The sequence below is a fragment of the Parafrankia colletiae genome (genome assembly GCF_001854655.1).
Classification (GTDB): Bacteria; Actinomycetota; Actinomycetes; order Frankiales; family Frankiaceae; genus Parafrankia; species Parafrankia colletiae.
In genome coordinates this window covers 70,687-94,934 of record NZ_MBLM01000152.1, presented here as the reverse complement: position 1 = coordinate 94,934, position 24,248 = coordinate 70,687, and the positions used below count along the sequence as shown (strand labels likewise).

Sequence of the window (24,248 nt, the reverse complement as noted above, 5' to 3'; positions counted from 1 at the left end):
TCGCGACGTCCGTCCGTCAGCCGACCTTACGTTCACCCGCCGCCGCAGCGCGCCGCGCGGCGGCACCGGCCGGCCACGGCGGGCGGCGGAGGCGGYGGGGCGCCCTCAGCGAACGCCGTTGAACAGATCGTTCTCGGGCAGCACACCGACCTCGATCAGGGACCGGGCGAGCTGGTAGTCCTCGGTGGGCCAGGCCTCCCGCTGCAGGGCGAGCGGCACCTGGAACCACGGCCCGGTCGGATCCACCTGGCTGGTGTGCGCCAGCAGGGCACGGTCACGCACCTCGAACCAGTCGTCGCAGCRCACCCGGGTGGTCAGCCGGCCCGCGTCCTCCGCCCGGTCGATCCACTCGCCCAGCCGCTTCGCGTAGGGCGATTCCAGGCCCGCGGCAAGCATTCCCTGGTGCAGGGCAAGGATGCGGTCCTTGTGGAAGGTGAGGTGGTAGTAGAGCTTCAGCGGCTGCCAGGGGGCCAGGCCGACGTCGGTGCCCACCTCGGGGTAGCGCTGCGGGTCGCCGGCCGCCTCGAACGCCTCGACGCTGATCCGGTGCGTCATGATGTGGTCCGGGTGGGGGTAGCCGCCGTTCTCGTCGTAGGTCGTCAGGACCTGCGGGCGGAACTGCCGGATCAGGCGCACCAGCGGGCGGGCGGCCACGGTGACGTCCAGCGTGGCGAACGTCCCCTCGGGCAGSGGCGGCGGCGGGTCACCTTCGGGCAGCCCGGAGTCGACGAACCCGAGCCACTCCTGGCGCACGCCGAGGATCTTCCGGGCCCGCTCCATCTCCTCCTGCCGGACCTGGGGCATCCGGGCGAGGTTCGCGGGCGTGTCCATGGCCGGATTGAGGATGCTGCCCGCCTCACCGCCGGTACACGTGACCACCAGCACCTCGACGCCCTCGTGGGAGTAGCGCGCCATCGTCGCCGCGCCCTTGCTGGACTCGTCATCGGGATGCGCGTGGACGGCCATGAGCCGCAGCCCGCGCTCCTCGTCGGCCGGGAGCATGCGCCCCATTGTGGCTGACGAATGGGACGGACGACGACGACCGCCGGACCGCCGCGGATCGGCGTGGATCGGCGTGGACGGGCCCGACCGACGGGCGGCGCGTATCCGGAGAACGGTCAGAGAAGGAGACCCAGTTCACGTGCGATCTGGAAATGTTACCGAGCGCCGTGGCAGAATGCACAGTCCGCGCACACTCCGATGACGCCCGAACCCGAGAACGCACGATCGGCGGAGACATACCGCCCCGAAGACGCACGGTCGCCCGACCGGCAGGCCGCCAGCCGGCCCGCCGGGATCCGGCTGAAGGTCCGACATCGTCGTCGGCCCGGCCGCCAGCGACGGCCGCCGCGGCGCCGCACCGGTTGTCCTCACGGACGGCCTGGCGGCCGGGAACGGCGTCAGGAGTGGCCGGATCACCTGCTCGGCCTGATCCCGCGCCGGCCGCCGCCCCCGGCCGGGGGCGGATCCGCGCGCGGTGGTGGACCGTGTGGCGGTGTGGCGGTGCGGCCGGGAGCCGATGCTCCCTCCGTTAAAGTAAGAACTTTGGTATCCCTCGAGGAGCGTGACGCGTGACGCAGCAGACCTGGCTCACCCAGGAGGCCTACGACCGACTTCGCTCCGAGCTGGACTACCTCACGGGCACCTGGCGTACGGAGATCGCCGCGAAGATCGAGGCCGCCCGTGAGGAAGGCGACCTGAAGGAGAACGGCGGCTACCACGCGGCCAAGGAGGAGCAGGGCAAGCAGGAGGCCCGCATCCGCCAGCTCATGGATCTGCTGCGCGACGCCAGCGTCGGCGAGTCCTCGGGTGCCGCGTCCGGTGAGGCCGGCCCCGGCACCATCGTCGAGATCCGGTTTCCCGGCGAGAAGGAGACCGAGCGGTTCCTCATCGGCTCACGTGAGGATCACAGCGCCAGCATCGAGGTCTTCTCCCCCGCCTCCCCCCTCGGCGGCGCCGTCACCGGCCACAAGGCCGGCGAGACGGTCACGTACACACTGCCCAACGGGCGTGCGGCCAAGGTGGAGATCGTCTCGGTCTCGCCGTACTCGCCGTGAGCGCGGCCCAGGCCGCCGGGGCCGCCGGGGCGACTACGCCATAAGCGGACGGCCTCCCACTCCGCTGCGCGCGGGCCGGTGTGGACGTACCGTCGGCTGGTGGCAGATCCGCCGGCTCCGCACCGTCCGTCCACGCCTCCGACGCACCAGACCGCCGCCGGCGCGGCGGTCCCCACGACGGCCGACCCGGCCGCGTCCGGGCCCCCGCCGACCGTGATCACCCTGGCCGACCTGCGCCGTTCCGGCCATGTGCACCGGTCGGTCCGGGCCGAGCTGCGGGGCAACCTGCTGGCCCGGATGCGGTCGGACGAGGACCGCTTCCCGGGCATCGTGGGATTCGACGACACCGTTCTCCCGCAGGTCGAACGGGCCCTGCTCGCCGGGCACGACATCGTGTTCCTCGGCGAGCGTGGCCAGGGCAAGACGCGGCTGATCCGCACCCTGGTCGGCCTGCTCGACGAATGGTCGCCGTCCGTCGCCGGGTGYGAGATCAACGATCATCCGTACGCGCCGGTCTGCGGCCGCTGCCGGTTGCTGCTCGCCGAGGTGGGCGAGAAGCTGCCGATCACCTGGCGGCACCGCTCCGAGCGGTTCGGCGAGAAGCTCGCGACCCCGGACACGAGCGTCGGTGACCTCATCGGCGACGTCGACCCGGTCAAGGTCGCCGAGGGCCGCACGCTCGGCGATCCGGAGACGGTGCACTACGGGCTGGTCCCCCGGACCAACCGCGGCATCTTCAGCGTGAACGAGCTGCCCGACCTGGCCGAGCGCATCCAGGTGGCGCTGCTCAACGTGCTCGAGGAGCGGGATATCCAGGTCCGCGGCTACATGCTGCGGCTTCCCCTGGACCTGCTCCTGGTCGCCTCGGCGAACCCGGAGGACTACACCAACCGCGGGCGCATCATCACCCCGCTCAAGGACCGCTTCGGTGCCGAGGTCCGCACGCACTACCCGCTGCGGCTGGACGACGAGCTGCGGCTGATCCGCCAGGAGGCGGTCATCTCCTGGGCCGGCTCGCCGCTGGGCACGCCCGAGCTTCCCGATCACCTCATCGAGGTGGTCGCCCGCTTCACCCGGCTGGTGCGCGAGGCCCCGCAGGTCGACCAGCGTTCCGGCGTCTCCGCCCGGCTGGCGGTGGCTGCCGCGGAGACCGTCGCGGCGTCGGCCGTGCGCAGGGCCGCCCTGACCGGTGAGGAGACGGCAACGGCCCGGGTCGTCGACCTGGCCGCGATCGTCCCGGCGGTGCGGGGCAAGGTCGAGTTCGACCAGCTGGAGGAGGGGCGCGAGGACGACGTCCTGGCGCTGCTGCTGCGGCGGGCGATCGCGGAGACCTTCCGCGCCAAGCTGGCCGGGTCCGACCTCTCGGGCCTCCAGGAGCGCTTCGAGCGCGACGGGGCGGTGGAGACGGGCGATCTCGTCCCGGCCACCGAGCTGCTGCGCCGGATCGGCCCGGTGCCGGGGCTGGCCGCGATCCTCAACCGGCTGGATGTCGATGGCGCGGAGTCACCCGGCCTGGCCGCCGCGGCCCTGGAGCTGGCGATGGAAGGCCTGCACCTCAACCGGCGCCTGGCCAAGGAGGAGCTTCCCGGCCGGACGGTCTACGGGGGCTAGACGGTCTACGGGGGCTAGGAGGCACCGGTGAGTTCCGGACAGTTCCGATACGGCCCGTGGGACGGCGGGCCCGACCCGCTCGCGTCCCCGTTCGCGGCGACGGATGCCATGGATGAGATGTCCCGCGAGATCCTCGAGGGGCGTACGCCCCGGGAGGCCCTCGAGGCCCTGCTGCGCCGCGGCATGCCGAACCGTCGCGGTCTGGACGATCTTCGCCGCGCGGTGGAGCGCCGCCGCCGGGAGGCCCGTTCCCGCGGCCGCCTCGACGGGACGCTGGAGGAGGTCCGCCGCCTGCTCGACACCGCCGTCGGGCAGGAGCGGGCCGCGCTGTTCCCCGACCCTGCGGACGAGGCGCGGATGCGCGAGGCGGAGCTGGACGCCCTGCCCTCGGACCCGGCCCGTGCCGTCCGCGAGCTGGCCGACTACGACTGGCGCTCGCAGCAGGCCCGGGAGACCTACGAGCAGATCTCCGACCTGCTGCGCCGGGAGGTGCTCGACGCGCAGTTCCGCGGCATGAAGCAGGCGCTGGAAGGCGCCACCCCCGAGGACATGGCGCGGGTGCGCGACATGGTCCGTGACCTCAACGAGCTGCTCGAGGCGGATGCCCGCGGTGAGGACACCCAGGACCGCTTCGCGGAGTTCATGCGCCAGCACGGCGAGTTCTTCCCGGAGAACCCGGGCGATCTCGACGAGCTGATCGACGCGCTGGCCCGCCGCGCCGCCGCTGCGGAGCGTCTGCTCGCCGGGCTGACACCCGCGCAGCGCCAGGAGCTCGCCGACCTGATGGCCACGGCGATGGAGGACATGGGCCTGGCCGGGGAGATGTCGCGGCTGTCGCGGGCGCTGCGGTCCGCCCGACCCGGGCTGGACTGGGGCGGGCGCGGTCGCGGCCGGGGGCGTGGCCGCGGGCGCTTCTCCGGCGCGATGACCGGGGATGAGCCGCTCGGCCTCGGCGACGCGACCAGCGCGCTGGAGGAGCTCGCCGAACTCGACGAACTCGCCGCCTCGCTCAGCCAGGACTACCCCGGGGCCTCTCTCGACGACGTCGACCCCGAGGCGGTCGAGCGGGCGCTCGGCCGGGCCGCCGTCGACGACCTGGCGCAGCTGCAGCAGGTCGAACGGGAGCTGGAGCGCCAGGGCTTCATCACCCGCCGCGCCGGCACGCTCGAGCTCACCCCGCGGGCGGTGCGGCGCATCGGCGAGACGGCACTCGCCCGCATCTTCCGGGACGTCACCGCCCGCGGCCGCGGTGACCACACCCACTCGGACGCCGGTTCCGCCGGCGACCTGCTCGGGACGTCCCGGCGCTGGCAGTTCGGCGACACCCAGCCGATCGACGTGGTCCGCACGGTGCGCAACGCGGTGCTGCGGGCCGGCCCGCCGGGCCCGGGCAACCGGATCCGGCTCACGGTCGACGACTTCGAGGTCGCCGAGACGGAGCGCCGCACGAGCGCGGCCGTCTGCCTGCTCGTCGACCTCTCCTACTCGATGGCCCTGCGTGGCACCTGGGGGGTGGCGAAGTCGACGGCGCTCGCCCTGCACTCGCTTGTCACCACCCGCTTCCCGCAGGACAAGGTGCACATCATCGGGTTCTCCGACTACGCCCGGGAGCTGCGGCCCGTCGAGCTCGCGGGTCTGGACTCGGAGATGGTCCAGGGCACGAACCTGCAGCACGCGCTGCTCATCGCGGGCCGGCTGCTGCGTCGCTACCCGGAGTCCGAGCCGGTCGTCATGGTGGTGACGGACGGYGAGCCCACCGCCCACCTGCAGCGGGACGGCACCCCGTCCTTCTCCTGGCCACCAATGCCCGAGACCCTCGAGCTGACGCTGGCCGAGGTGGACCGGCTGACCCGCCGCGGCGTGTCGATCAACGTCTTCATGCTGGACGACGAGCCCCGACTCGTCCGCTTCGTCGAGGAGATGGCCCGGCGCAACGGCGGCCGCGTCCTCTCCCCCGATCCGTCCACGCTGGGCAGTTTCGTCATCCACGACTACCTGCACTCCCGCAGCTCCCGGCGGGTTGCCCGCTGAGCCGGTGGCGGTCGTTCCGCTGAGCCACCCAAACCGGACCGGTGGGGCCACACCCATCCGCCGTCAACACCTTCCGTTATCAAGCTGCTACCGTGCGCGCTCGTGGTGGCAGAGCGCGCACGGCACGACAAGCACCGGCCGGACCGGCACGAGACAGCTCGGCACGACCCTGACCGTCCCGGTCGGGCGGGCCGGCGACGGCTCGTCGTCGCCGCGGCTGCACTCGCGCTCTGCACTCTGGCCCCGGCCGTCCCCGCCCTGGCCGCGGTGGCGACCGGCGGCGTCCCGGCCGCGGGGCCGCCGCCACGCGCCGTCATCTCCGAGGATCTGCCCGGGCCGTTCGCCGGCCGCTACTCCGAGCCGCTGGAACGCCCGCTCGCGGAACCGATGTCGGCGCCCGTCGCGCTCAGCGGCGTCGAACAGGCGCGGATCGCGGCGTACTGGTCGGCCGAGCGCCGCACCCGGGCGCAGGCGGCCGGCACCGTCGACCGGGACGGCGCACCCGTTCCGCGGGCCCTGGACGGGCCGGCCGCCACCTGGCAGGCCCCGGACCGGACCGGACCGCCGCCGCCCGCCACCGGCACGCCCTACACCTACGGCGGGCTGGTGACGAGGACGGTGGGCCGGCTGTTCACCACCCTGCGCGGCATCGACTACGCCTGTAGCGCGACGGTGGTGTCCAGCCCGGGCCGGGATCTCGCCGTGACGGCCGGGCACTGCCTGCACGAAGGCCTCGGCGGGCAGTTCGCGACCAACGTGGCCTTCATGCCGGGCTTCGCCGACGGCTCGGTGCCCTTCGGGCTGTGGACCGCCCGCCGGATCACGGTCACCCCGGACTGGGGGCTGCGCGGCGACTTCGACTACGACACCGGCTTCGTCCTGTTCAACACCCTCGGCGGGCGGCACATCCAGGACGTCGTCGGTGCCCAGAAGATCGCTTTCAACCAGCCGCGGACCAGCGCCCAGTACGCGTTCGGCTACCCGCGCCTCGCGCCCTACGACGGCGACCGGCTGATCTACTGTGCCGGACCGCCGACGTCCGACCCGTACGGCACCACCYCGATCGGTCTGCGCTGCGACATGACCGGCGGTGCCAGCGGCGGCCCGCTGTTCGTCGGACTCGGCCGCGCCGGGCCGGGGGCCGGCTGGGTCGACAGTGTCGTGAGCTACGCCTACGCCGGGGACCCGAACACTGTCTACGGCACCTACTTCGGACGCGCGATCGAACTGCTCTACTACCAGTCCGGCGAGCTCTGACACCCCTCCAGCGAGCTCTGACGCCCGTCCGGCGAACGCCGGCCAGGCTGGCGCGGCCCCGCGCCCGGCCCGGCGGGGGCGGGCCGATACGGTTCGGGCATGCCTCACTCAGGCAGTTACGGCCTCTTCCTGACCCTGCACGTGCTCGCCGCCGTCCTGCTCGTCGGCCCGCTCTGCGTCACGACGGCAGYGGCCCCCCGCCTCGTCCTCGGCGGCCCGGCGGCCCTGCCCCGGCTGCGGGCCGCGGTGCGTTCCACCCGGTACTACCCGCCGGCGACGGTCCTGGTCACCGGCTTCGGTCTGGTGATCCTGCGGGCCGGCTCGTTCGGCAGCACGCGTGGCCTCGGCGATCCGTGGCTGGCGGCCTCGCTGACACTGTGGATCGCGGCGGTCGTGATCACCATGGCCGTCGTCTCCCGGAACCTGCGGCGGGCCGTGTACGAGATCGAGCGCGGGGGTGACGGCCGCCGCCAGCTGCCCATGATCACGATCGGCGCCGCCGCCGCGGTCACCTGCTGGATTCTCGTCGTCGTGCTCATGGTGGTGAAACCGGGCTCCTGACCGCCGCCCGCAACGACTCGCCGTGCTGGGTGGTGTCGTCGATCCGGTCCAGCAGGCGGGCCCAGATCTCCCGGGGCAGGTCGTGGGCCATCCCGTCGATCTCCAGCAGTTCGGCGGACGGGACCGCGGCCGCGGTCAGCCGCCCGCCTCGGACGGGGATGAGCGGGTCGTGCGACCCGTGGACGACGAGGGTGGGCACCCGCAGGCCGGCCAGGGCCGCCGAGCGGTCCGCTGCGACCAGGATGGCGGCCAGCTGGCGCGCGACCCCGGCCGGGTTCTGCCGCCGCTCCCAGAGGGCCCTCGACCGGCTGTGCAGCCAGCTGACGTCGACCGCGAACTCGGGCGAGCCGATCACCCGGGCGGACTCCTCCGCCCCGAGGATGAACTCGTCCAGCGTGGTCGCGCCGGGCCGCAGCAGCAGGTTGATGGCCTCGTCGGTCGGCTTCACACTGTGGTCGCCCGGGTGCGACATCACGGAGATGAGGCTGCGGACCCGGTCGGGGCTGGTCAACGCGAGGAGCTGGGCGATCATCCCGCCCAGTGACACGCCCATGACATGGGCGGAGTCGAGGCCCAGCGCGTCCAGCAGCCCGACGGTGTCGGCGGCCATGTCCTCCAGGCCGTAGGGCGCGAGCCCGGGCTGGCCGGCCACGATGCCCAGCAGGTCGGGTGGGCCGTGCCAGTCGAGGTGGGTGGAGTGCCCGACGTCCCGGTTGTCGAAGACGATCACGTGGTAACCACGCCGGACCATGCTCGCCAGCAGATCGGGATGCCACCCGATGAGGTGCTGCCCGAGCCCGYTCACCAACACCAGCGGCAGGCCGTCAGGATCACCGTGCGTCTCGACRGCGAGTTCGATGCCGTTGACCGGAACGATTCTCATGCCCCGGGACGGTAGCGACAGGCTGGCCATCTCGTCAGTACACGGCTACGGATTCGGCCCCAGATCACCCGGGCGGGCCGGTGGTCCGTCCCGGGCAAACCGCACCAGGGCCGTCCCCGGGCGTGCGCCGAGGGCACGTCGAGGAGCGCGACAGCCGCACCTCGACTACTTTCAGTAGTCGACTGAATCCTCTCTGTAGCAGATGCCGGACGGTTACGCGTGGTATTCCCAACGATCGAGTTCGCCGCGTTCCTGGTGATCGTCATGGCCGTCTCCTGGCTTCTCATGCCGATCCCCGCGCTGTGGAAGCCCTTCATCCTCGGCGCCTCCTACTTCTTCTACGCCTACGCCGACGCCCGGTTCGTCCTGCTGATCATGGCTTCCACACTGATCAACCAGGCGGCCGCGGTGGCGATCCACCGCTGGCGGGACCGCCGGATCCTGATCGCCGCCATCGTCTGCGACCTCGGGCTGCTGGGCTGGTTCAAGTACTACGGCTTCTTCGCCCTCTCCGTGGACAGGGCCCTGCAGGACGTCGGGCTGCCTGCCCCGCTTCCCCTGCTGCAGGTGGCGCTGCCGATCGGCATCTCGTTCTTCACCTTCCAGGCACTGTCGTACGTGATCGACGTCTGGCGGGGCGACATCCGCCCCGTGTCACTGATCGACTTCGCCGTCTACGAGGCGTTCTTCCCCCACCTCGTCSCCGGGCCGATCGTGCGCGCCAGCGAGTTCACCCCGCAGCTCGCCTCCCCGCGGGACCCCAGGCAGGTCCAGGTGACCCGCGCGATCTTCCTCATCGGCGGCGGCCTGGTGAAGAAGGTCGTCCTGGCGGACCTGATCGCGACCAGGATCGTCGACCCGGTCTTCGACGCACCGGGCCAGCACTCGGCCCTGGAGATCGGCGTAGCCGTGTATGGCTACGCCGTCCAGATCTACTGCGACTTCTCGGCCTACTCGGACATCGCGATCGGGGTGGCCCTGCTGCTCGGCTTCCGGTTCCCCGACAACTTCGACCGCCCCTACGCGGCCGTCAGCCTGCAGGACTTCTGGCGCCGCTGGCACATGACCCTCTCCCGCTGGCTGCGGGACTACGTCTACCTCCCCCTCGGCGGCAACCGCCGGGGTCGCCGCCGGACGTACCTCAACCTCATGATCACCATGACGCTCGGCGGACTCTGGCACGGTGCCGCATGGACCTTCGTCCTGTGGGGCGCGCTGCACGGCGCCGGTCTCGCCGCGGAACGGGCCTGGCGCGCGCACCGCAACGGCCGCCCGGGCCCGGAGCGACCCGGGTTCACCCCCGCCCCCGCCCCCACCCCCGCACCTGTCGAGTCCGGGCCGAAGCACGTCATCATTCAGCCCACCGGGACGGTCACCCAGCCCCGCTCGCCGGGCCTGCCACCCGGTCTGCCACCCGCGCTGCCGCTGCCGACGCCCTCCCGGGAGTCCCTGCTCGGCGCCCACGCCGGAGCCGGCGGCGTTCCGGCCGGCACCGGGATGGGCACCGAGGCCGCCGACCCGGTGGCCACAACGCTGGCGGCACCCGCCCCGACCCGCCGCCCCGTGCACACCCCCGGAGCCTGGCTCAGCCGGATCCTCGTCTTCCACTTCGTCTGCGTGGCCTGGGTCCTCTTCCGCTCCCCCGACCTCGGCACCGCGGGCGAGATCTTCACCCGGCTGTTCACCGCCTGGGGCCCAGCCCCTCTGGTCACGACGACGGTGCTGGTCGCCATCGCGGCCGGGCTCGGTGCGGCCGCCATCCCGCGCTGGTGGTGGGTGCGCGCCCAGGGCGTCTTCGCGGCCCGCCCCCTCGGCGTGCAGATCGTGCTGGTGGTCGCGTTCCTCCTGGTCATCTACACCTTCGTCGGCCAACAGGACGTCGCACCGTTCATCTACTTCCGGTTCTGACCCCGTCCACGGCTGGTTCCCGACCTCACCGGCCGGGGCCGGCAGGCCCCGGCCGGCTGCCTCCACGCGCACCGGACAGAACGCCGCACGGCCAGCAGCACGAGCGATCATCACTTAAGGTAATCGCTCGAATACAAGCATCCCGATGACGGCGGGAGACGCCATGACGCAGCGCGACGAGCCCACGGCATCGGCGCCATCCGCGCCCGCTCCGCGCGGGGATCCCGACAGGCCGGCGGCCTCCCCGCCGCGGCCCCCCGCCCCGGCACCGCGGTCAACGGCACCGCAGTCCATGGCCGCGCAGGTCACAGCACCGCAGTCAGCCGCCCCGCGGGCGACCGCGCCGCAGGCCACAGCACCAGAGACCGGGGCACCGCAGGCCACAGCGCCGCGACCCGTCGCTCCCGAGCCGACGGCGCCATCCACCGCRCCGCGCGCCACGGGTGCCGCCATCCCTCCCGCTGACACACCCGATGAGCCCGATGCGCCGTCGGGCCCGCGGACCCCGGCGATGTCGGCGCGGCGGGCGCTGATCCTGGTCACGGCGTGCCTGGGGCTTCTGGCGGTGCTGCGGTCGTCCGCGATGGTGCACGCGGGTGAAGGGATGCCACCGGGGACCACCCGCGACCTGGTGCTCGCCGTGGCACGCCCGTTGGACCGGGTCACCTCGACGCTCTGGCTCGACCGGCCTGACCGGCTGCTGACCAGGGCGTTTGGGCACCCCGACCCCGCCGGGGCGAAGGCGGACAGCTCCGAGCTCGCCTCCGCCGCCGCACTGGCCGAACCACCGGCCGACGGCCGCGACGGCGCCGCCCGCCGGGAGGGCAGCGGCGGCGAGGCCACCCGGCTGCGGACCCCGACCGCCGCCGATCCGCTGCGGGTCCTCGTCACCGGTGATTCCCTGACCGAGTCCCTCGGACCGACGATCACGAACACCGCGCCGGCGGCGATCCGCGCCGAGACCGACACCCGCTTCGGCACCGGGCTCGTCCGCCCCGACTTCTTCGACTGGGCCACCCACGCCCGCCACCAGGTCAGCGAACGCAACCCGGAGGCCGTGGTGGTCGCGATGGGCGGCAACGACGGCCAGGGCATCACCCAGCCGGACGGCACCATCCTGCCCGCGGGCTCCGACGAGTGGGCAGCCGAGTACCGCCGCCGGGCCATCGTCCTGATGCGCATCTGGTCGGACGGCGGCAGCCGCCGTGTCTACTGGCTCGGCCTGCCGCCCGCCCGGTCGGAAACCCTGAACAGCTACTTCACCCGGATGAACGAGGCGACCCGGGCGGCGGCCGAGCGGGTGCCCGGCGCGCGCTTCCTCGACCTGCGCCCGACGCTGTCCACCGGCGGGCGCTACACCGACTACCTGACGGACAGCGGCGGGCGCTCCGTCCTCATCCGCACCCGCGACGGCGTGCACCTGACGCTGGACGGCGCCCGGATGGCCGCGGCGCCCGTCCTCGCCGTGCTGGCAGGCGACTGGCATCCACGCTGAGGTAGACAGGTCGGCCGGAGCAGGTCATGCCCGACGCACCGGGGCGCAGCGCACGAGGCACCGGGGCACCGGGGCACCGGGGCACCTCAGAACGGGTGGAAGCCGAAGCCCGGGGTGTCGAGATCGGCCCTGGCCGCGCTCACCGCGGTGCCCGCGCGCGCCAGCAGCCGAGTGACTTCGTGCTGGGGCGGCGGCGCGCCGGGCCCGCTCCCCGCCACGGCGGTCGCGGCCGCGGCGAAGAAGTCGTCCGCGAGGACGACGAGCTGGTCTGGCAGTGCATGGTCGGAGATCCGCGGCGGGCGGGCTCCGGAGGGCGCGCCGCTGCCCGCTTCCCGGCCGAGCCCCGCGAACTCGTCGATCAGGGCACGGAGCCGGTCTGCGCGGGTCGCACCGCTGGAGATCCGCACATCCCAGGCGGAGCCCATCCACCCGCGGGCCCTGGAGACCAGCATGCTCGTCTGCCGGGAGACCTCACGGAGCGAATCCGACATCCGGCCAGGATACCCGCGCGTAACCGTGCTGCACGCCTTGCCGATCGGTGCGGCGGAGCGCACGCTCGAAGCATGTACCRCTGATTCCGGGTTCGACGGACGTCGGGCCTGATCTCTGGAGGCGCGCATGTTGAAGCATCGCTCCCCGCAGACCCACCGGAGCCTCATCGAGCGCATGCCGAAGGCCACCGGACACGATCTGGGGCACTGGCTCGCCCAGCTCAACGAGGGCCCAGGGCTGCTCCGCTCCTCCGAGCGAGTGGGCTGGCTGCGGGACGTGCACAGCCTGCCGCATCGGTACGCCGCTGCCGTCGTGCACGAAGCCCACCTGCGCCGGCATGCGCTCCGCACCTGACCTGCGCTCGCTGCGCTGATCGCCCGCCCGGCGCGGCCCACGGTGGCCGGCCGCGGTGGGCGGGCGACAATGACCCGGTGGACCTTGACGCTGCCCGCTCCTTCGCCCGGGATCAGCACCGTGCCGTGCTGGCCACCGCTCGGCGTGACGGCACTCCGCAGCTCTCCCCGGTGCTCGTGGCCGTCGACACCACGGGGGCGTTCGTGATCAGCACCCGGACGACGGCGTTGAAGACGGCGAACATCCAGCGTGAGCCGCAGGTTTCGCTGTGTGTCCTGTCCGATGGTTTCTTCGGGCCCTGGGTACAGATCGGCGGCGTGGCCGAGATCATCCGGCTGCCGGAGGCGCTGGAGCCCCTCGTCGACTACTACCGGCAGATCTCCGGCGAGCATCCCGACTGGGACGACTACCGCGCGGCCATGGAACGCGAACATCGCTGCCTGATCAGGGTGACGCCGACGGCGGCAGGCCCCGACCGCTCGGGATGATCTTCGAGCTGCGGCCACCCGACCCGCCCCCGCAGGGTCGGGGTGGCAGCCGCCCGGCGGTTACTGCCGGAGCTTGGACAGCAGGCGCAGCAGCTCCAGATAGACCCATACGAAGCCGACGAGCAGGCCGAACGCGGCCCTCCATGCCTCCTCGCGCGGGGCGCCGTTCGCGACCGCCCGCTCGATGTAGTCGAAGTCGAGGATGAACTGCAGGCTCGCGACGGCGAGGACGGCGACGCTGAACAGGATGCCCAGCGGCGAGGCGTCGTTGATGATCGGCAGGTGGCTGCCGGAGACCGCCCTGACAACCAGGTCGGTGATGCCGAGCAGGACCACGCCGAGCAGTGTGCCGGTGATGATCCGCGCCATGCGGGGCGTGGCCCGCAGCCGGCCGCTGCGGTAGGCGGCGAGCATGGCCACGAAGACCAGCGCCGTGCCGAGCAGGGCCTGCAGCACGATGCCGGAGAAGGCCGACTCGTAGAACCGGGAGACCCCGCCGACGAACAGGCCCTCGAGCGCGGCGAACAACACGACCAGAGGCGGACTGATCCGGGAACGGAACGAGATCACGAGGCTGAGGGCCAGCGCGGCGACAGCCGCGCCCAGCGCGATGCTCGGCGAGTCCGGCGAGAGGTACCAGCCCACCCCCGCGCCGACGAGCATCACCGCGAACACGCCGAGCGTGTGCATGACCACGTCGTCGAAGGTCAGCCCGCCCCGCGGCGGGGCCGGCGGCGCGGGTGGGAAGCCCGGGCCCTGCGGCCACGGACCGGGCTGCCAGGACCCCGGGGGCGGAGGCGGCACGGGCGACCTCGTCTGCCCGAAGCCGGACCGGGTGAACGCCGGATTGGACGAGTGCAGCTCTGCCATCGGCCTGGACCTCCCCAGCAGCCCGCGCGGGCGACCTGCCGCACGACGATCGCACAGTACAACGGCCCCGCCTCGCCCACCGTTCCGCTCAGGTGCGCGGGGCGACCTTCGTGCCACGGACGGTTGGCCGGTGCCCGGCCGCACGGCCGCACCGCGGTGCGCGCTGTCGCGGCCCGGAGACAGACCGCCGCGGCCAAGCCGGACATATCGGAAGAAGGCGCGGCACACAGCCGCAGAGATCCACTGGATCAGAAACGAGCTGCTGGCAGTCGCTCTTCAGACAAAGCGCCCTTAGGCGTCGCCAGCGTCCGGCCGACCGCCGGCCTCAGGGGCAATAGGAGGCAGACGGTCGCCATTGATAGGTGCCGGTGGTCGGAGTCGAACCGACACTCGAGCTGTTTTTAGGACAGCCTCCTCTACCTGTTGGGATACACCGGCTCGTGCACATCGCTGATGTTTCTACCACGCTACGTAGGGTCTGGGAATAACGCATCGCAGGAAAAGTCGTACGGAGCGGCCGACCCGGATCATTTCGTGACTCCTGGTGACGACAGCGACGCGCTCGCCGTCATCTCGCGCCAAGCGGTCACGCGTCGATTCGCTTCGGAGGGCAGCCTCGGCCGCCGGCCGACAGGCATCCGCCAGCTCGGTACCGGGGCCCTGGCGACCCTGCCTCACCCCGGCCACCCACCGCCCAGAAGCACGGGCACGCACCAGCGAAGATCAAGGATACCGAAGCCGACGGCCCACATCCGGACAGGTCCGGGCCGGATCACCGCAGTACTCGGGGCCTCGGCGTACAGCGACCCACCCGGCATCCGCCGCCACGTCCGACGGCACGGCCGGCTCTGACAACAGCCCGCAGTCCTCACTTCACAGCCGGCCGTTGCAGGTCGGTCGCCGAGCAGGGCACGCGCTCCTCGCCGACCCGAGGCCGGACCCGACACCGCCCACGCCGAGGTCGGTCGGCGGCCGGCGACGAAGCGGACGTCAGAGCGGATACCGGAGCCGACGCCGCGGCAGGGCCGGCGAGGGCACCGGGCGGAGGGCGCTGGCCCCGATGCCGGGACGGACAGCTGGTGGGACACGAACCGGGGGGAGGTCATGCCCGGGCGCTCCCGACGGAAGCCGCCGGCGACAGCGGTCGGACCATCACAGAAAGACAGCACCCGCCGGACGCCGCGCGCCGTCGCGGCCGCCGGCGGACCCGACAAGGAAAACAATCCGACGCTCCGCCGAAATCGCTGGCGGCTTCCCGTCGGGGGCGCCGCGCGGCGCGGGCGGCGATGCAGGGCGCATGCGCCCGTGTTATTCACCTGCAGCCGAATGGAACAATGCGCCGTTCTGTCGGTGCGGCCCCGGATTAGGCTCCGCATGCTCACCCGTGCTTTGCTCATGCCCTCACCCGGGTGTGCCAGGTGCGCGCCGCCATCCATCCGAGAGGGGCCGACGGACGGCTCTGCTCCACATTTCTCGGCTGGCACCGGCGCCGTCCCCGGCACCGGCGTTCGGGCCGCCCATCGGAGTGGGGGGGCTGCCGGCGGAGGCCCTCGCGGCACGGTTCGACCGCTCCCGCGCACCGAGCACGCGAGGGCCCATGCTGTCCGAGGCACCAGGGTGACGCAGGCCACATCTGAACGAAAGCGCAACACGAGGGCAACACTTTCCGCAAGGGATCCGGGACGGACCGCTAGCTCGGCACCCCGGGATCGCCCGCGTCCCGGACGGGCTCGGATGCGATGCCTGGCCCGCAATCCCGTTCCGCGGAGTTCGGCTACGCAATCCACGGACAACAATGAGCTGCCGGATGAACCCTCTTCTGGGCCGGAAACCTTCTCCGCGAAGAGAAGCCTCTCGACGAAAACGAGGCCTCGGACCGGGCCCTCGGTGCGCGCTTCACCAGGATCGGGCGATCGGTCCGGGCGGTCATCCGGCGAGAAAAGTGATCTGTCCCACTGTTCTCGGCGCCGGAACAAGGCCTGGCCCAGTCAATACTGGGCGCGGAGGATTCCGGCGGCGCGCGCGTTACCGACTTTCGTCACAGCATCGCCCGGCCGTCGCCGGCCTCCCGGCCGTCACGAGTGGTCACCTGCCCGAGCGTGACCGGCTGCCGCGGCGAAGACCATGTCGAGCATCGGGGCCGTCAACCGGCCGGTGAAGGTGTTCTGCTGGCTCGGGTGATAGCAGCCGAAGACCCGCAGCGCCGCCAGGTCGACGGTCGCACCGTGGCCGAACGGCGTCCGGCGCGCAGGCAGCTCGTACCCGGCCGCGCGCAGCGCAGGCCACAGCGCCACCCAGGCGAACCCGCCCAGCACCACGACGGCGCGCAGCCCCGGACGCAGCAGCTCGAGGTCCCGGACGAGCCACGGTCGGCAGGTGTCACGTTCGGCCGGGGTCGGCCTGTTCGCCGGTGGTGCGCACCGCACCGCGGCCGCGACCCTGGTGTCGATCATGCGCTGGCCGTCGCCGGCCGCGACCGACGTCGCCAGCCGGGCCAGGCCCACCCGGTGCAGCGCCGCGAACAGCCAGTCCCCGCTGCGGTCGCCGGTGAAGATCCGGCCGGTCCGGTTGCCTCCGTGAGCCGCCGGGGCGAGCCCGACGACCAGCAACCGTGCGTCAGGCGGGCCGAACGAGGGCACGGGCCTGCCCCAGTAGGGCTGGTCCGCGAAGGCGGCGCGGCGCACGGAGGCGACCTCCTCCCGCCAGGCCACCAGCCGCGGGCAGGCCTGGCAGACCGACATCCGGGCGTCCAGGTCGGCGCAGCCGGCGGCCGTCGCGGCAAGGTCCGCGACCTGCGCGGCGGCCTGGGCGACCGGGGTCGACGCCGTCGCGGGGTCCTCCGGCCATCCCGCCCCGGGAGCGGCGGGCCCGCGGGGCGGGCCTGTCACACGATGCGGGTTGTCCGCGCTTCGGTGCCGTTCACCGGGCGCCGGACCCCACCACTCCGCCGGACCCGACCACTCCACCGAGCGACAACGCGATGCCGTCCAGGATGTCCCGCTCGCTGGCGATCACCGCGGTGGTGCCGGAACGTTCGACAAGAGTCCGCAGCACAAGCGCGCCCGCGGCGATGACGTCGACCCGACCCGGGTGCATCACCGGGAGAGCCGCGCGCTCGGCGTGGGTCATCGCGAGGAGCCGGGCGGTCACCGCGGCGACGTCCTGCGCCGAGGTGACCATGAGGTGGATGCGGTCGGCGTCGTAGGCGGGCAGGTCGGCGGCGAGCGCGGCAACCGTCGTCACCGTGCCGGCGACACCCACCAGGGTGGTGGCGGTGGTGATCGGGACGATGCGCTCGGCCTGGTCGAACGCCGCGTTCACGTCGGCCACGATCGCGGCCACCTGCGCTGGGGTGGGCGGGTCGTCGTGGAGGTGCCGCTCGGCCATGCGTACACAGCCCACGTTGACCGAGATCGACTCACGGACGCCACCCGCGTCACCGAGGACGAGCTCCGTCGAGCCGCCGCCGATGTCGGCCAGCAGGATCGGGGTGGAGACACCGTCGAGGTCGCCGATCGCGCCGGCGAACGACAGCGCGGCCTCCTCGTCGCCGCTGATCACCTCGGGGTCGACGCCGAGGATCGCGCGGACGCCGTCCACCAGGTCCGCGCGGTTGCGGGCGTCCCGGGTGGCGCTGGTCGCCACCATGCGCACGCGTGACGCGCCCAGCCGGCCGATCTCGTCGGCGTAGTCGCGCAGCGCGGCGAGTGTCCTGGCCAGCGCGTCCGGGGCGAGCTCTCCGGTGCGGTCGACCCCCGCTCCCAGCCGCACGATCTCCATCCGACGGGTGAGTTCGTGCAGGCGGCCGCCGGAGCCGCCGGCTCCCTCGTCCACCTCGGCGACGAGCAGGCGGATGGAGTTGGTACCGCAGTCGATCGCGGCGACACGGGTCATCCGGCGGTCTCCTCTCGTCCCTGGCCGGGTCCGGCCGCACGACCGCGCGAACGCACGGGCTCCTCAGCACAGGATGCGCCGTCGGCGCCGACGCAGGGCCCACGGCCCCCCCAGTCCGCGAGCGCGGCGAGGGCCTCGTCACCGAACGGGTTGACACCGGGACCGGCGGCGAGGCTGTGCGCGACCAGCACGTGCAGGCACTTGACCCGTTCGGGCATGCCGCCCGCGCTCGGGTGGCCCGGCAGCGCGCCGCGGGCGTCACGCCGGGCCAGATAGTCCCGATGGGCGGCCGCGTAGGCAGCCGCGAGCTCGGGGTCCGTGGCCAGGCGGGCGGTCATCTCCCGCATGACCCCGGATCCTTCGAGCCGCGAGACCGCCGACGACGCCCGCGGGCAGGTCAGATAGAACAGGGTCGGGAAGGGCGTGCCGTCCTCCAGCCGCGGCGCCGTCTCGACGACGTCGGGCAGCCCGCACGAGCAGCGGTGGGCGACCCCGAGCACCGCCCGCGGCTCACGCCCGAGCTGCCGCCGCACCGTCTCGGCCTCGGCACCAAGCCCGGCGCCGGCTCCGGTGCCGGGCCTCTCCTGCACGCCGTGCGCGCCGGAAGAGGCATCGGCGTCCGCCCGGTCGGGACTCACGGCTTCGCCTGCGCGGTCGGCACGGCCGGCTCGGAGAGCTGTGACCACAGCCGGTTGTACCAGGACCCGTCGCCCGTGCCAGCGCCGGATTCCGCCCCGGGCTCCGCCGTCTGCTGGGGAGTCGTCCGCATGAGATAGGACCTCTCCCCGGGCAGCACGTAGTGCAGCCGGCGGCGCGCCTCGTCAGCCACCCACTCGGAGTCGTTGTACCGGCCGACCTGGTCACGCAGGTCGTCGACCCTGGACTGGCGCTCCGCGTTGGCCCGCGTGAGCTCGGAGATCTTGGCCTGTTGCTGCAGGTACAGCCGCAGCGGGTAGGCCAGGGTCAGCACGAGCACACAGATCACGACGRCGAGCAGCGTGGCCCGGGTGGTCAGCGCCCGGCGGCGGAACGGCACCGTCAGCTCAGCCGGCGGTCGTCCGCCGCGGGAACGCGGCGGCCCCGGCGAACCGTGCCGCGTCGTCGAGCTCCTCCTCGATCCGCAGCAGCTGGTTGTACTTGGCCACCCGCTCGCTGCGGGCGGGAGCGCCGGTCTTGATCTGGCCGCAGTCGACGGCCACCGCGAGGTCGGCGATCGTCGTGTCCTCGGTCTCGCCGGACCGGTGCGACATCATCGCCCGGTAGCCGCTGCGGTGGGCGAGGGTGACCGCGTCGAGCGTCTCGGTCAGCGTGCCGATCTGGTTCACCTTCACCAGCAGGGCGTTCGCGGCGCCCTCGGCGATGCCGCGGGCGAGCCGCTCCGGGTTGGTGACGAACAGGTCGTCCCCGACGAGCTGCACCTTCGCGCCCAGCCGGGTGGTGATGCTCACCCAGCCGGCCCAGTCGTCCTCGGCCAGCGGGTCCTCAATGGACACGATCGGGTACGAGTCGACCAGATCGGTGTAGTAGTCGATCAGCTCGTCGGACGAGCGGGCGCTGCCCTCGAAGGTGTACGCGCCGTCCTTGAAGAACTCGGTCGACGCGACGTCGAGCGCGAGGGCGATGTCACTGCCGAGGCTGAAGCCCGCCTTGTCGATGGCCTCGGCGATCAGGTCGAGCGCCTCCCGGTTCGCCGGCAGGCTCGGGGCGAAACCGCCCTCGTCGCCGACGCCGGTCGCCAGGCCGCGGCCCTTGAGCACGCTCTTCAGCGCCTGGTAGACCTCCGCGCCCCAGCGCAGCGACTCGGCGAACGTGCCGGCGCCGATCGGAGCGATCATGAACTCCTGGATGTCGACGTTGGTGTCCGCATGCGCCCCGCCGTTGAGGATGTTCATCATCGGCACGGGCAGCAGGTGGGCGTTGGGCCCGCCCAGGTACCGGAACAGCGGCAGGCCGCTGGAGGCGGCGGCCGCCTTGGCCACGGCCAGGCTGACGCCGAGCAGGGCGTTGGCGCCGAGCGCGGACTTGTCCGGCGTGCCGTCCAGGTCGATGAGGCGGGCGTCCAGCAGCCGCTGCTCGGTGGCCTCCAGATCCATGATCGCGGGGCCGATCCGGGTGATGACGGCCTCGACGGCCTTGGTGACACCCTTGCCGCCGTACCGGTCGTCGCCGTCACGCAGCTCCACGGCCTCGAAGGCACCGGTGCTGGCGCCGCTGGGGACGGCGGCGCGGCCGGGCGTGCCGTCCTCAAGAACGACCTCGACCTCGACGGTGGGATTGCCTCGCGAGTCGAGGATCTCGCGAGCTCCGACAGCCTCGATGGACGGCACGAGCGCACCTTTCGACGGAACGCGACCGGGACACCGGCGCGGGACGGCAGCTGCTGGCGGACAGACGGACAGATCAACGGAACCGCTGACGGACACACACCGCGGAGCCGCCGAGCGAACCGGCCGCACCGGGGCCGGCCCCGGTGGGCCGGCCGCGACAGGGCCGGTGAGCCGGCACCGCGGCACCGGCGGCCGGACTCGTCGGGCCCGCCGGGCAGCCGCCCGGGCGCCCGGAACGCGGGACGGCACGGGATCTCGGCACCCGGGGACGAGCGACGCCGTCCGGACGAACCGGTCGGTGCGAGACTACCGCCGGGACGTGCCGCCGCGTCGCCTCCCGGTCGCGCCACGCGGACGCCGGCCCGCCCGGCGTCGTCATCTGACCACGCCGGCGGCCCGCGGGCGGCGCGCACACCACGTTGGTGGGTCTCCCAAGGACTACCAGGGGACTACCGGACCCGCCCGATGGGTGGCATCAGCAACGGCCCGTGGACCGGAAGTCCTGCCCGGGCAGCCAGGGGGGCGAGCGCGCCCCAGCTCTCCGCGAGCCCCCACCCCTCGGCGAGACCACCGGCGCCACCGAACCCGCCAACGCCGCCGGCGCCGGCCCGCAGCACCGCAGCGGCGCCGAGGAGCGCGGCCGGCCGCGCCCACGCACCGAGCGCGGGCGGCACCGCCGCGGCTGCCGCCTCCTCACTGGATTTCGGGACCCGCAGCCGGTCCAGCACCGACGGCTTCGGGGTCACCCGCACCCGGGGTGTCTCCCCGGCGGGCAGCCCGGCCCGGGACCAGGCGAGGTCGATCGCGTGGGACAACCCGCCCAGCTCGTCGACCAGGCCGTGGCGATGCGCGTCGGCACCCGTCCAGACCCGGCCGCGGGCCAGCTCGTGTGCCTCCTCGGGCGACATCCCCCGGGCCTGGGCGACCTTGGCGACGAAGTCGGCGTAGACCCGGTCGAGGAACTCCTCGAGCTTCGCCCGCTCGGCCTCGGTGAACGGCCGTCGCGGGGACATCATCAGCGCGTTCTCGCCCGCGGCGACCGCGCCGAAGCCGATACCGACCTTGCCGAGCAGGTCCCGGACGACCTGTTTGCCGCCGAACACGCCGATCGAACCGGTCAGCGTTCCCGGGGCGGCCACGATCAGATCACCGCCGAGCGCGACGAAGTAGCCGCCGGACGCGGCGACCGCGCCCATCGAGACGATCACCGGACGGCCGGTGGCCCGGAACCGCTCGATCTCCCGACGGACCACATCCGAAGCCACGTAGGAGCCGCCCGGGCTGTCGACACGGAAGACCGCGGCGGCGACGCTCGCGTCCCGGGCCGCCGCGCGGAAGGCCGCCGCGACGGTCTGGGCGGCGAGCACCGGCCCGCCGAACGGCGTCGTCGACGGAGCGAGCACGACCGGCCCGGTGCCGTAGACCAGCGCGACGACCGAGCTGCGTGGATCGAGATCGGGCGGCACCTCGCGCGACGCGCCGGCCCCGCCCCCGTCACCGGCCGGGCCGCCCTCGGCCGACCCGCCGCCAGCGCTGCCGGACCCGGCCGGCCCGCCCGCTTCGTCACCGGCACGGCGCCGCCCCGCATCGCCACCCTGCCCCGCGGAGAGCACCGTCGCGGGCAGCGAGGCGGCGAACGCACGGGCCTTGCGCACCGGGGACTCCTCCCGGCGGACCGACGTGCGCCGGTAGGCCGAGACGTACATCAGCACGGGTTCGATGTCGTCCGACGATCCCGCGCCACCGGAGCCGGACAGGCCACCCGCCGCGCCGGCAAGATCCCGGGCCCGCGCCCGGGCCTGGTCGTAGATCTCGTCGCGGTAGCCGATCCGGTCGACCAGGCCGGCGGCGAGTGCCGCCTCGCCGGTGAGCGGGGCGTCGTCGATCAGGCTTCTGACCCGCTCGGCCGGCAGGCCGCGGCTGCCCGCGACCGCGGCGACGACCTGCTCGGAGCAGGAGTCGACGATCCGCTCGAGCGCCTCCCGGTGGGCGGGGGTGAATTCCCGCTCGACCAGCGTGTTCACCGCGTTCTTGTACTCGTGGCGCTGGCCGATCTCGACGCTGACGCCGAGCCGGTCCAGGGCGTCGCGCAGGAACGGCGTCTCCATCGCCATCCCGGTCAGGCCGAGATCGCCGGGGGGCGCGAGCCAGATCTCGTCGAACGCGCAGGCGAGGTAGTAGGGGACGGTGCCGCCGCCGAACTCGCCGAACGTGTCGGCGTAGGCGTAGGCGTAGCCGCCACGGGCCCGGAAGCCGGCGACGGCGTCGCGGACCTCCTGCACCCGTGCCAGCGGCATCCCGGCTGCCCCGATGTGGGCGACGAGCACCCGGGCGCGGTCGTCCTCGCCGGCCCGCCGCAGCCCGTCCACGACCTCGCGCAACGTGACCCGGCGGTGGGCGACCGCCGCCGTGAGCGGATCGGTGGGCACACCTTCGACCAGGTCGGACGTCAGATCCAGTTCAAGGATGACGGGGGCGACGCGACGCCGCGCGAGGCGCTGGACGTCAGCCACCGCCCGCCTGGGCGAGGTAACCATGCTGTGAGGCTAGACGACCTGGCGCCCACCCAGGCACCACCCGTACAACAGCGGACCACGCGGTGGCTCGGGCCCTGGGCACAGGCGGGCACCTCCGGGCCTTCGGGCCTTCGGGCTCCCGGCAGTCAGGCTCCCGGAGTCGGGCGGCCGGCAGTCAGGCTCCGGGGGCGGCCACCGGAGCCGACGCGGTCGCCGGTCCGGCAGACTCCCACAGCGCGCCCCAGCCGGCCGCGTCGAGCCGTGCGGGCTCCTGACCGCCGTCGAGGGCGGCGTGCTCGGCCCGAGCGAGCCGATCACGGAAGGCCCGGGCCCGCCCCCGCAGCGCCGCCTCCGGGTCGACGTCGTACGCGCCCGCCAGCGCGGCCGCGGCGAACAGGAGCTCCCCGATCCACTCCTCGTCGATGCCGTCCGCGCCAGCAGAGGCGCCGGCGCCGGCGCCGCGTGCCAGTGCGACGGCGAGCCCCACGAGCTCGGACGGACCTGCCGGGGCATCCGGGGCATCCGGGCGGCCAGGCTCGTCGTCCTCCGGCGGAAGGGCCAGGACGAGCGGGAACCCGAGCTTCAGCGCACGCCGGAGCAGCTTGGCCGTGAGAGACAGCGCCGGCGCGGAGAGCGGCACGCCCTCGGTCACCGACTTCCGGCTCTTCTCCTGGGCCTTGATCGCGTCCCAGTTGGTGACCACCTCGTCCGCGCCGGAGACGGCGACGTCGCCGAAGACGTGCGGATGGCGGCGGATCAGCTTGGCGGCGAGGCCGGTCGCGACGTCGTCCACGTCCCAGCCCTGCGGGCCGGCCTCGGCCGCCACCCGGGCGTGGAAGAGCACCTGCATCAGGACGTCCCCGAGCTCCTCGCGCAGCTCGGTGAGATCACCGTCCTCGATGGCCTGGTAGGCCTCGTACGCCTCTTCGAGCAGGTAGGGCGCCAGCGAGGCATGTGTCTGCCTGGCGTCCCAGGGGCAGCCGCCGGGCGAGCGGAGCCGGTCCATCACCGCGACGGCGTCGAGCAGTGCCGAACCGGGCAGGTCCTGGGTGGCGGTGAGCAGGTCGATCCCCGCCGCCGCACCGGCCTCGCGCAGCGCCTGGTCGGCGGCGTTCGGGGTGACCGGATCGAGCAGCCAGGCGATCTGCTCCGGCTGCCGACCGCCGGCCGTCTCCGCCGCGGGATCCCCTGCGGTGGCGGCAGCAGCGACGGCGGCGCCTACAGCGGCCCGCACCTGCGCGACCGGGTCGGCCTGATCGGGCAGGTCGCGCAGGAGCGACACCTCGACGCCGGCCGCGCGCAGCGCCGCAAGCTGCGGATGGGCCGGATTCGCCGTCCAGACCGGGACCGAGCGGAGCAGATCCCAGGCAGCGGCCGTAAGCAGCCCGGGTGCCACCCGGGCGCTCGTCGCGACCAGTGTGATGCGCGGTGCCATGACGGATGTTCCCTCCAGCAGGCCGGGGCCCGCCGGCCGTGATCAGGACCGTGGTGTCAGCACGGCGGC

20 protein-coding genes and 1 tRNA gene are annotated in these 24,248 nt (G+C 73.3%); 9 read left to right on the top strand and 12 right to left on the bottom strand.

All coding sequences use genetic code 11. The features are described from left to right. Positions 1-105: 105 nt before the first annotated feature. A complete protein-coding gene (gene mca / locus CC117_RS27245) occupies positions 106-1,011 on the bottom strand; it encodes a mycothiol conjugate amidase Mca (RefSeq protein ID WP_071089099.1) in 906 nt (301 codons plus the stop codon). Positions 1,012-1,571: 560 nt separating this feature from the next. Between mca and greA the strand changes: the two genes are divergently transcribed. The 5 genes from greA (at position 1,572) to CC117_RS27220 (ending at position 7,517) form a co-directional block, all read left to right on the top strand. Beyond that, positions 1,572-2,057: a transcription elongation factor GreA gene (gene greA / locus CC117_RS27240; protein WP_018634619.1), complete on the top strand. Its 486-nt coding sequence runs from the start codon at positions 1,572-1,574 to the stop codon at positions 2,055-2,057. A gap of 99 nt (positions 2,058-2,156) precedes the next feature. Then, positions 2,157-3,668, top strand: a complete 1,512-nt coding sequence (locus CC117_RS27235; RefSeq protein WP_071089524.1) for a magnesium chelatase — start codon at positions 2,157-2,159, stop codon at positions 3,666-3,668. A gap of 27 nt (positions 3,669-3,695) precedes the next feature. Beyond that, positions 3,696-5,699: a vWA domain-containing protein gene (locus tag CC117_RS27230; protein WP_071089097.1), complete on the top strand. Its 2,004-nt coding sequence runs from the start codon at positions 3,696-3,698 to the stop codon at positions 5,697-5,699. 105 nt (positions 5,700-5,804) lie between these two features. Further along, positions 5,805-6,956, top strand: a complete 1,152-nt coding sequence (locus CC117_RS27225) for a trypsin-like serine peptidase (protein ID WP_321572647.1) — start codon at positions 5,805-5,807, stop codon at positions 6,954-6,956. Between the two features lie 99 nt (positions 6,957-7,055). Further along, positions 7,056-7,517 (top strand): hypothetical protein, encoded by a 462-nt coding sequence (locus CC117_RS27220; protein WP_071089094.1) that lies wholly within the window; start codon positions 7,056-7,058, stop codon positions 7,515-7,517. On the opposite strand, the gene CC117_RS27215 is transcribed toward CC117_RS27220, so the two are convergent. Further along, complete coding sequence (locus CC117_RS27215; RefSeq protein ID WP_071089091.1) at positions 7,492-8,400, bottom strand: alpha/beta fold hydrolase; 909 nt, start codon at positions 8,398-8,400, stop codon at positions 7,492-7,494. The two genes, CC117_RS27220 and CC117_RS27215, sit on opposite strands and share 26 nt — an antisense overlap. A 219-nt stretch (positions 8,401-8,619) precedes the next feature. Here CC117_RS27215 and CC117_RS27210 point away from each other — a divergent pair, with 219 nt between their 5' ends. Together CC117_RS27210 and CC117_RS27205 are read left to right on the top strand one after the other, a co-directional pair. Continuing rightward, positions 8,620-10,308, top strand: a complete 1,689-nt coding sequence (locus CC117_RS27210) for an MBOAT family O-acyltransferase (RefSeq protein WP_071089089.1) — start codon at positions 8,620-8,622, stop codon at positions 10,306-10,308. Positions 10,309-10,819: 511 nt separating this feature from the next. Further along, positions 10,820-11,803, top strand: a complete 984-nt coding sequence (locus CC117_RS27205) for a DUF459 domain-containing protein (protein ID WP_071089088.1) — start codon at positions 10,820-10,822, stop codon at positions 11,801-11,803. An 86-nt stretch (positions 11,804-11,889) separates the two neighbouring features. On the opposite strand, the gene CC117_RS27200 is transcribed toward CC117_RS27205, so the two are convergent. Next, positions 11,890-12,294, bottom strand: a complete 405-nt coding sequence (locus CC117_RS27200; protein WP_071089087.1) for a hypothetical protein — start codon at positions 12,292-12,294, stop codon at positions 11,890-11,892. A 127-nt stretch (positions 12,295-12,421) separates the two neighbouring features. On the opposite strand from CC117_RS27200, the gene CC117_RS27195 reads away from it, so the two are divergent. Beyond that, positions 12,422-12,649: a DUF4287 domain-containing protein gene (locus tag CC117_RS27195; protein ID WP_018634628.1), complete on the top strand. Its 228-nt coding sequence runs from the start codon at positions 12,422-12,424 to the stop codon at positions 12,647-12,649. A gap of 77 nt (positions 12,650-12,726) precedes the next feature. Next, a complete protein-coding gene (locus tag CC117_RS27190) occupies positions 12,727-13,137 on the top strand; it encodes a PPOX class F420-dependent oxidoreductase (RefSeq protein WP_071089086.1) in 411 nt (136 codons plus the stop codon). 60 nt (positions 13,138-13,197) lie between these two features. On the opposite strand, the gene CC117_RS27185 is transcribed toward CC117_RS27190, so the two are convergent. From CC117_RS27185 to CC117_RS27145, 9 genes are all read right to left on the bottom strand, one after another. Beyond that, positions 13,198-14,007, bottom strand: a complete 810-nt coding sequence (locus CC117_RS27185) for a Bax inhibitor-1/YccA family protein (protein WP_071089084.1) — start codon at positions 14,005-14,007, stop codon at positions 13,198-13,200. A gap of 363 nt (positions 14,008-14,370) precedes the next feature. Continuing rightward, positions 14,371-14,445, bottom strand: a tRNA-Leu gene (locus CC117_RS27180). A 1,637-nt stretch (positions 14,446-16,082) separates the two neighbouring features. Continuing rightward, the gene (locus CC117_RS27175) at positions 16,083-16,895 is read right to left on the bottom strand and encodes a uracil-DNA glycosylase (RefSeq protein WP_071089521.1); all 813 of its coding nucleotides are present in this window, start codon (positions 16,893-16,895) and stop codon (positions 16,083-16,085) included. A 31-nt stretch (positions 16,896-16,926) separates the two neighbouring features. Beyond that, on the bottom strand, positions 16,927-17,901 hold the full coding sequence (locus tag CC117_RS27170) for a Ppx/GppA phosphatase family protein (protein WP_071089082.1): 975 nt from the start codon (positions 17,899-17,901) through the stop codon (positions 16,927-16,929). Next, positions 17,898-18,491: a DUF501 domain-containing protein gene (locus CC117_RS27165; protein ID WP_071089518.1), complete on the bottom strand. Its 594-nt coding sequence runs from the start codon at positions 18,489-18,491 to the stop codon at positions 17,898-17,900. Before CC117_RS27165 ends, CC117_RS27170 begins: the two co-directional genes overlap by 4 nt. Positions 18,492-18,535: 44 nt before the next feature. Then, on the bottom strand, positions 18,536-18,937 hold the full coding sequence (locus CC117_RS27160; protein WP_071089079.1) for an FtsB family cell division protein: 402 nt from the start codon (positions 18,935-18,937) through the stop codon (positions 18,536-18,538). 7 nt (positions 18,938-18,944) lie between these two features. Then, positions 18,945-20,228, bottom strand: a complete 1,284-nt coding sequence (gene eno / locus CC117_RS27155) for a phosphopyruvate hydratase (protein ID WP_071089078.1) — start codon at positions 20,226-20,228, stop codon at positions 18,945-18,947. Positions 20,229-20,677: 449 nt separating this feature from the next. Further along, the gene (gene sppA / locus CC117_RS27150; RefSeq protein ID WP_071089076.1) at positions 20,678-22,765 is read right to left on the bottom strand and encodes a signal peptide peptidase SppA; all 2,088 of its coding nucleotides are present in this window, start codon (positions 22,763-22,765) and stop codon (positions 20,678-20,680) included. Positions 22,766-22,919: 154 nt separating this feature from the next. Further along, complete coding sequence (locus CC117_RS27145) at positions 22,920-24,179, bottom strand: MazG family protein (RefSeq protein ID WP_071089074.1); 1,260 nt, start codon at positions 24,177-24,179, stop codon at positions 22,920-22,922. Between the last annotated feature and the right edge of the window lie 69 nt (positions 24,180-24,248).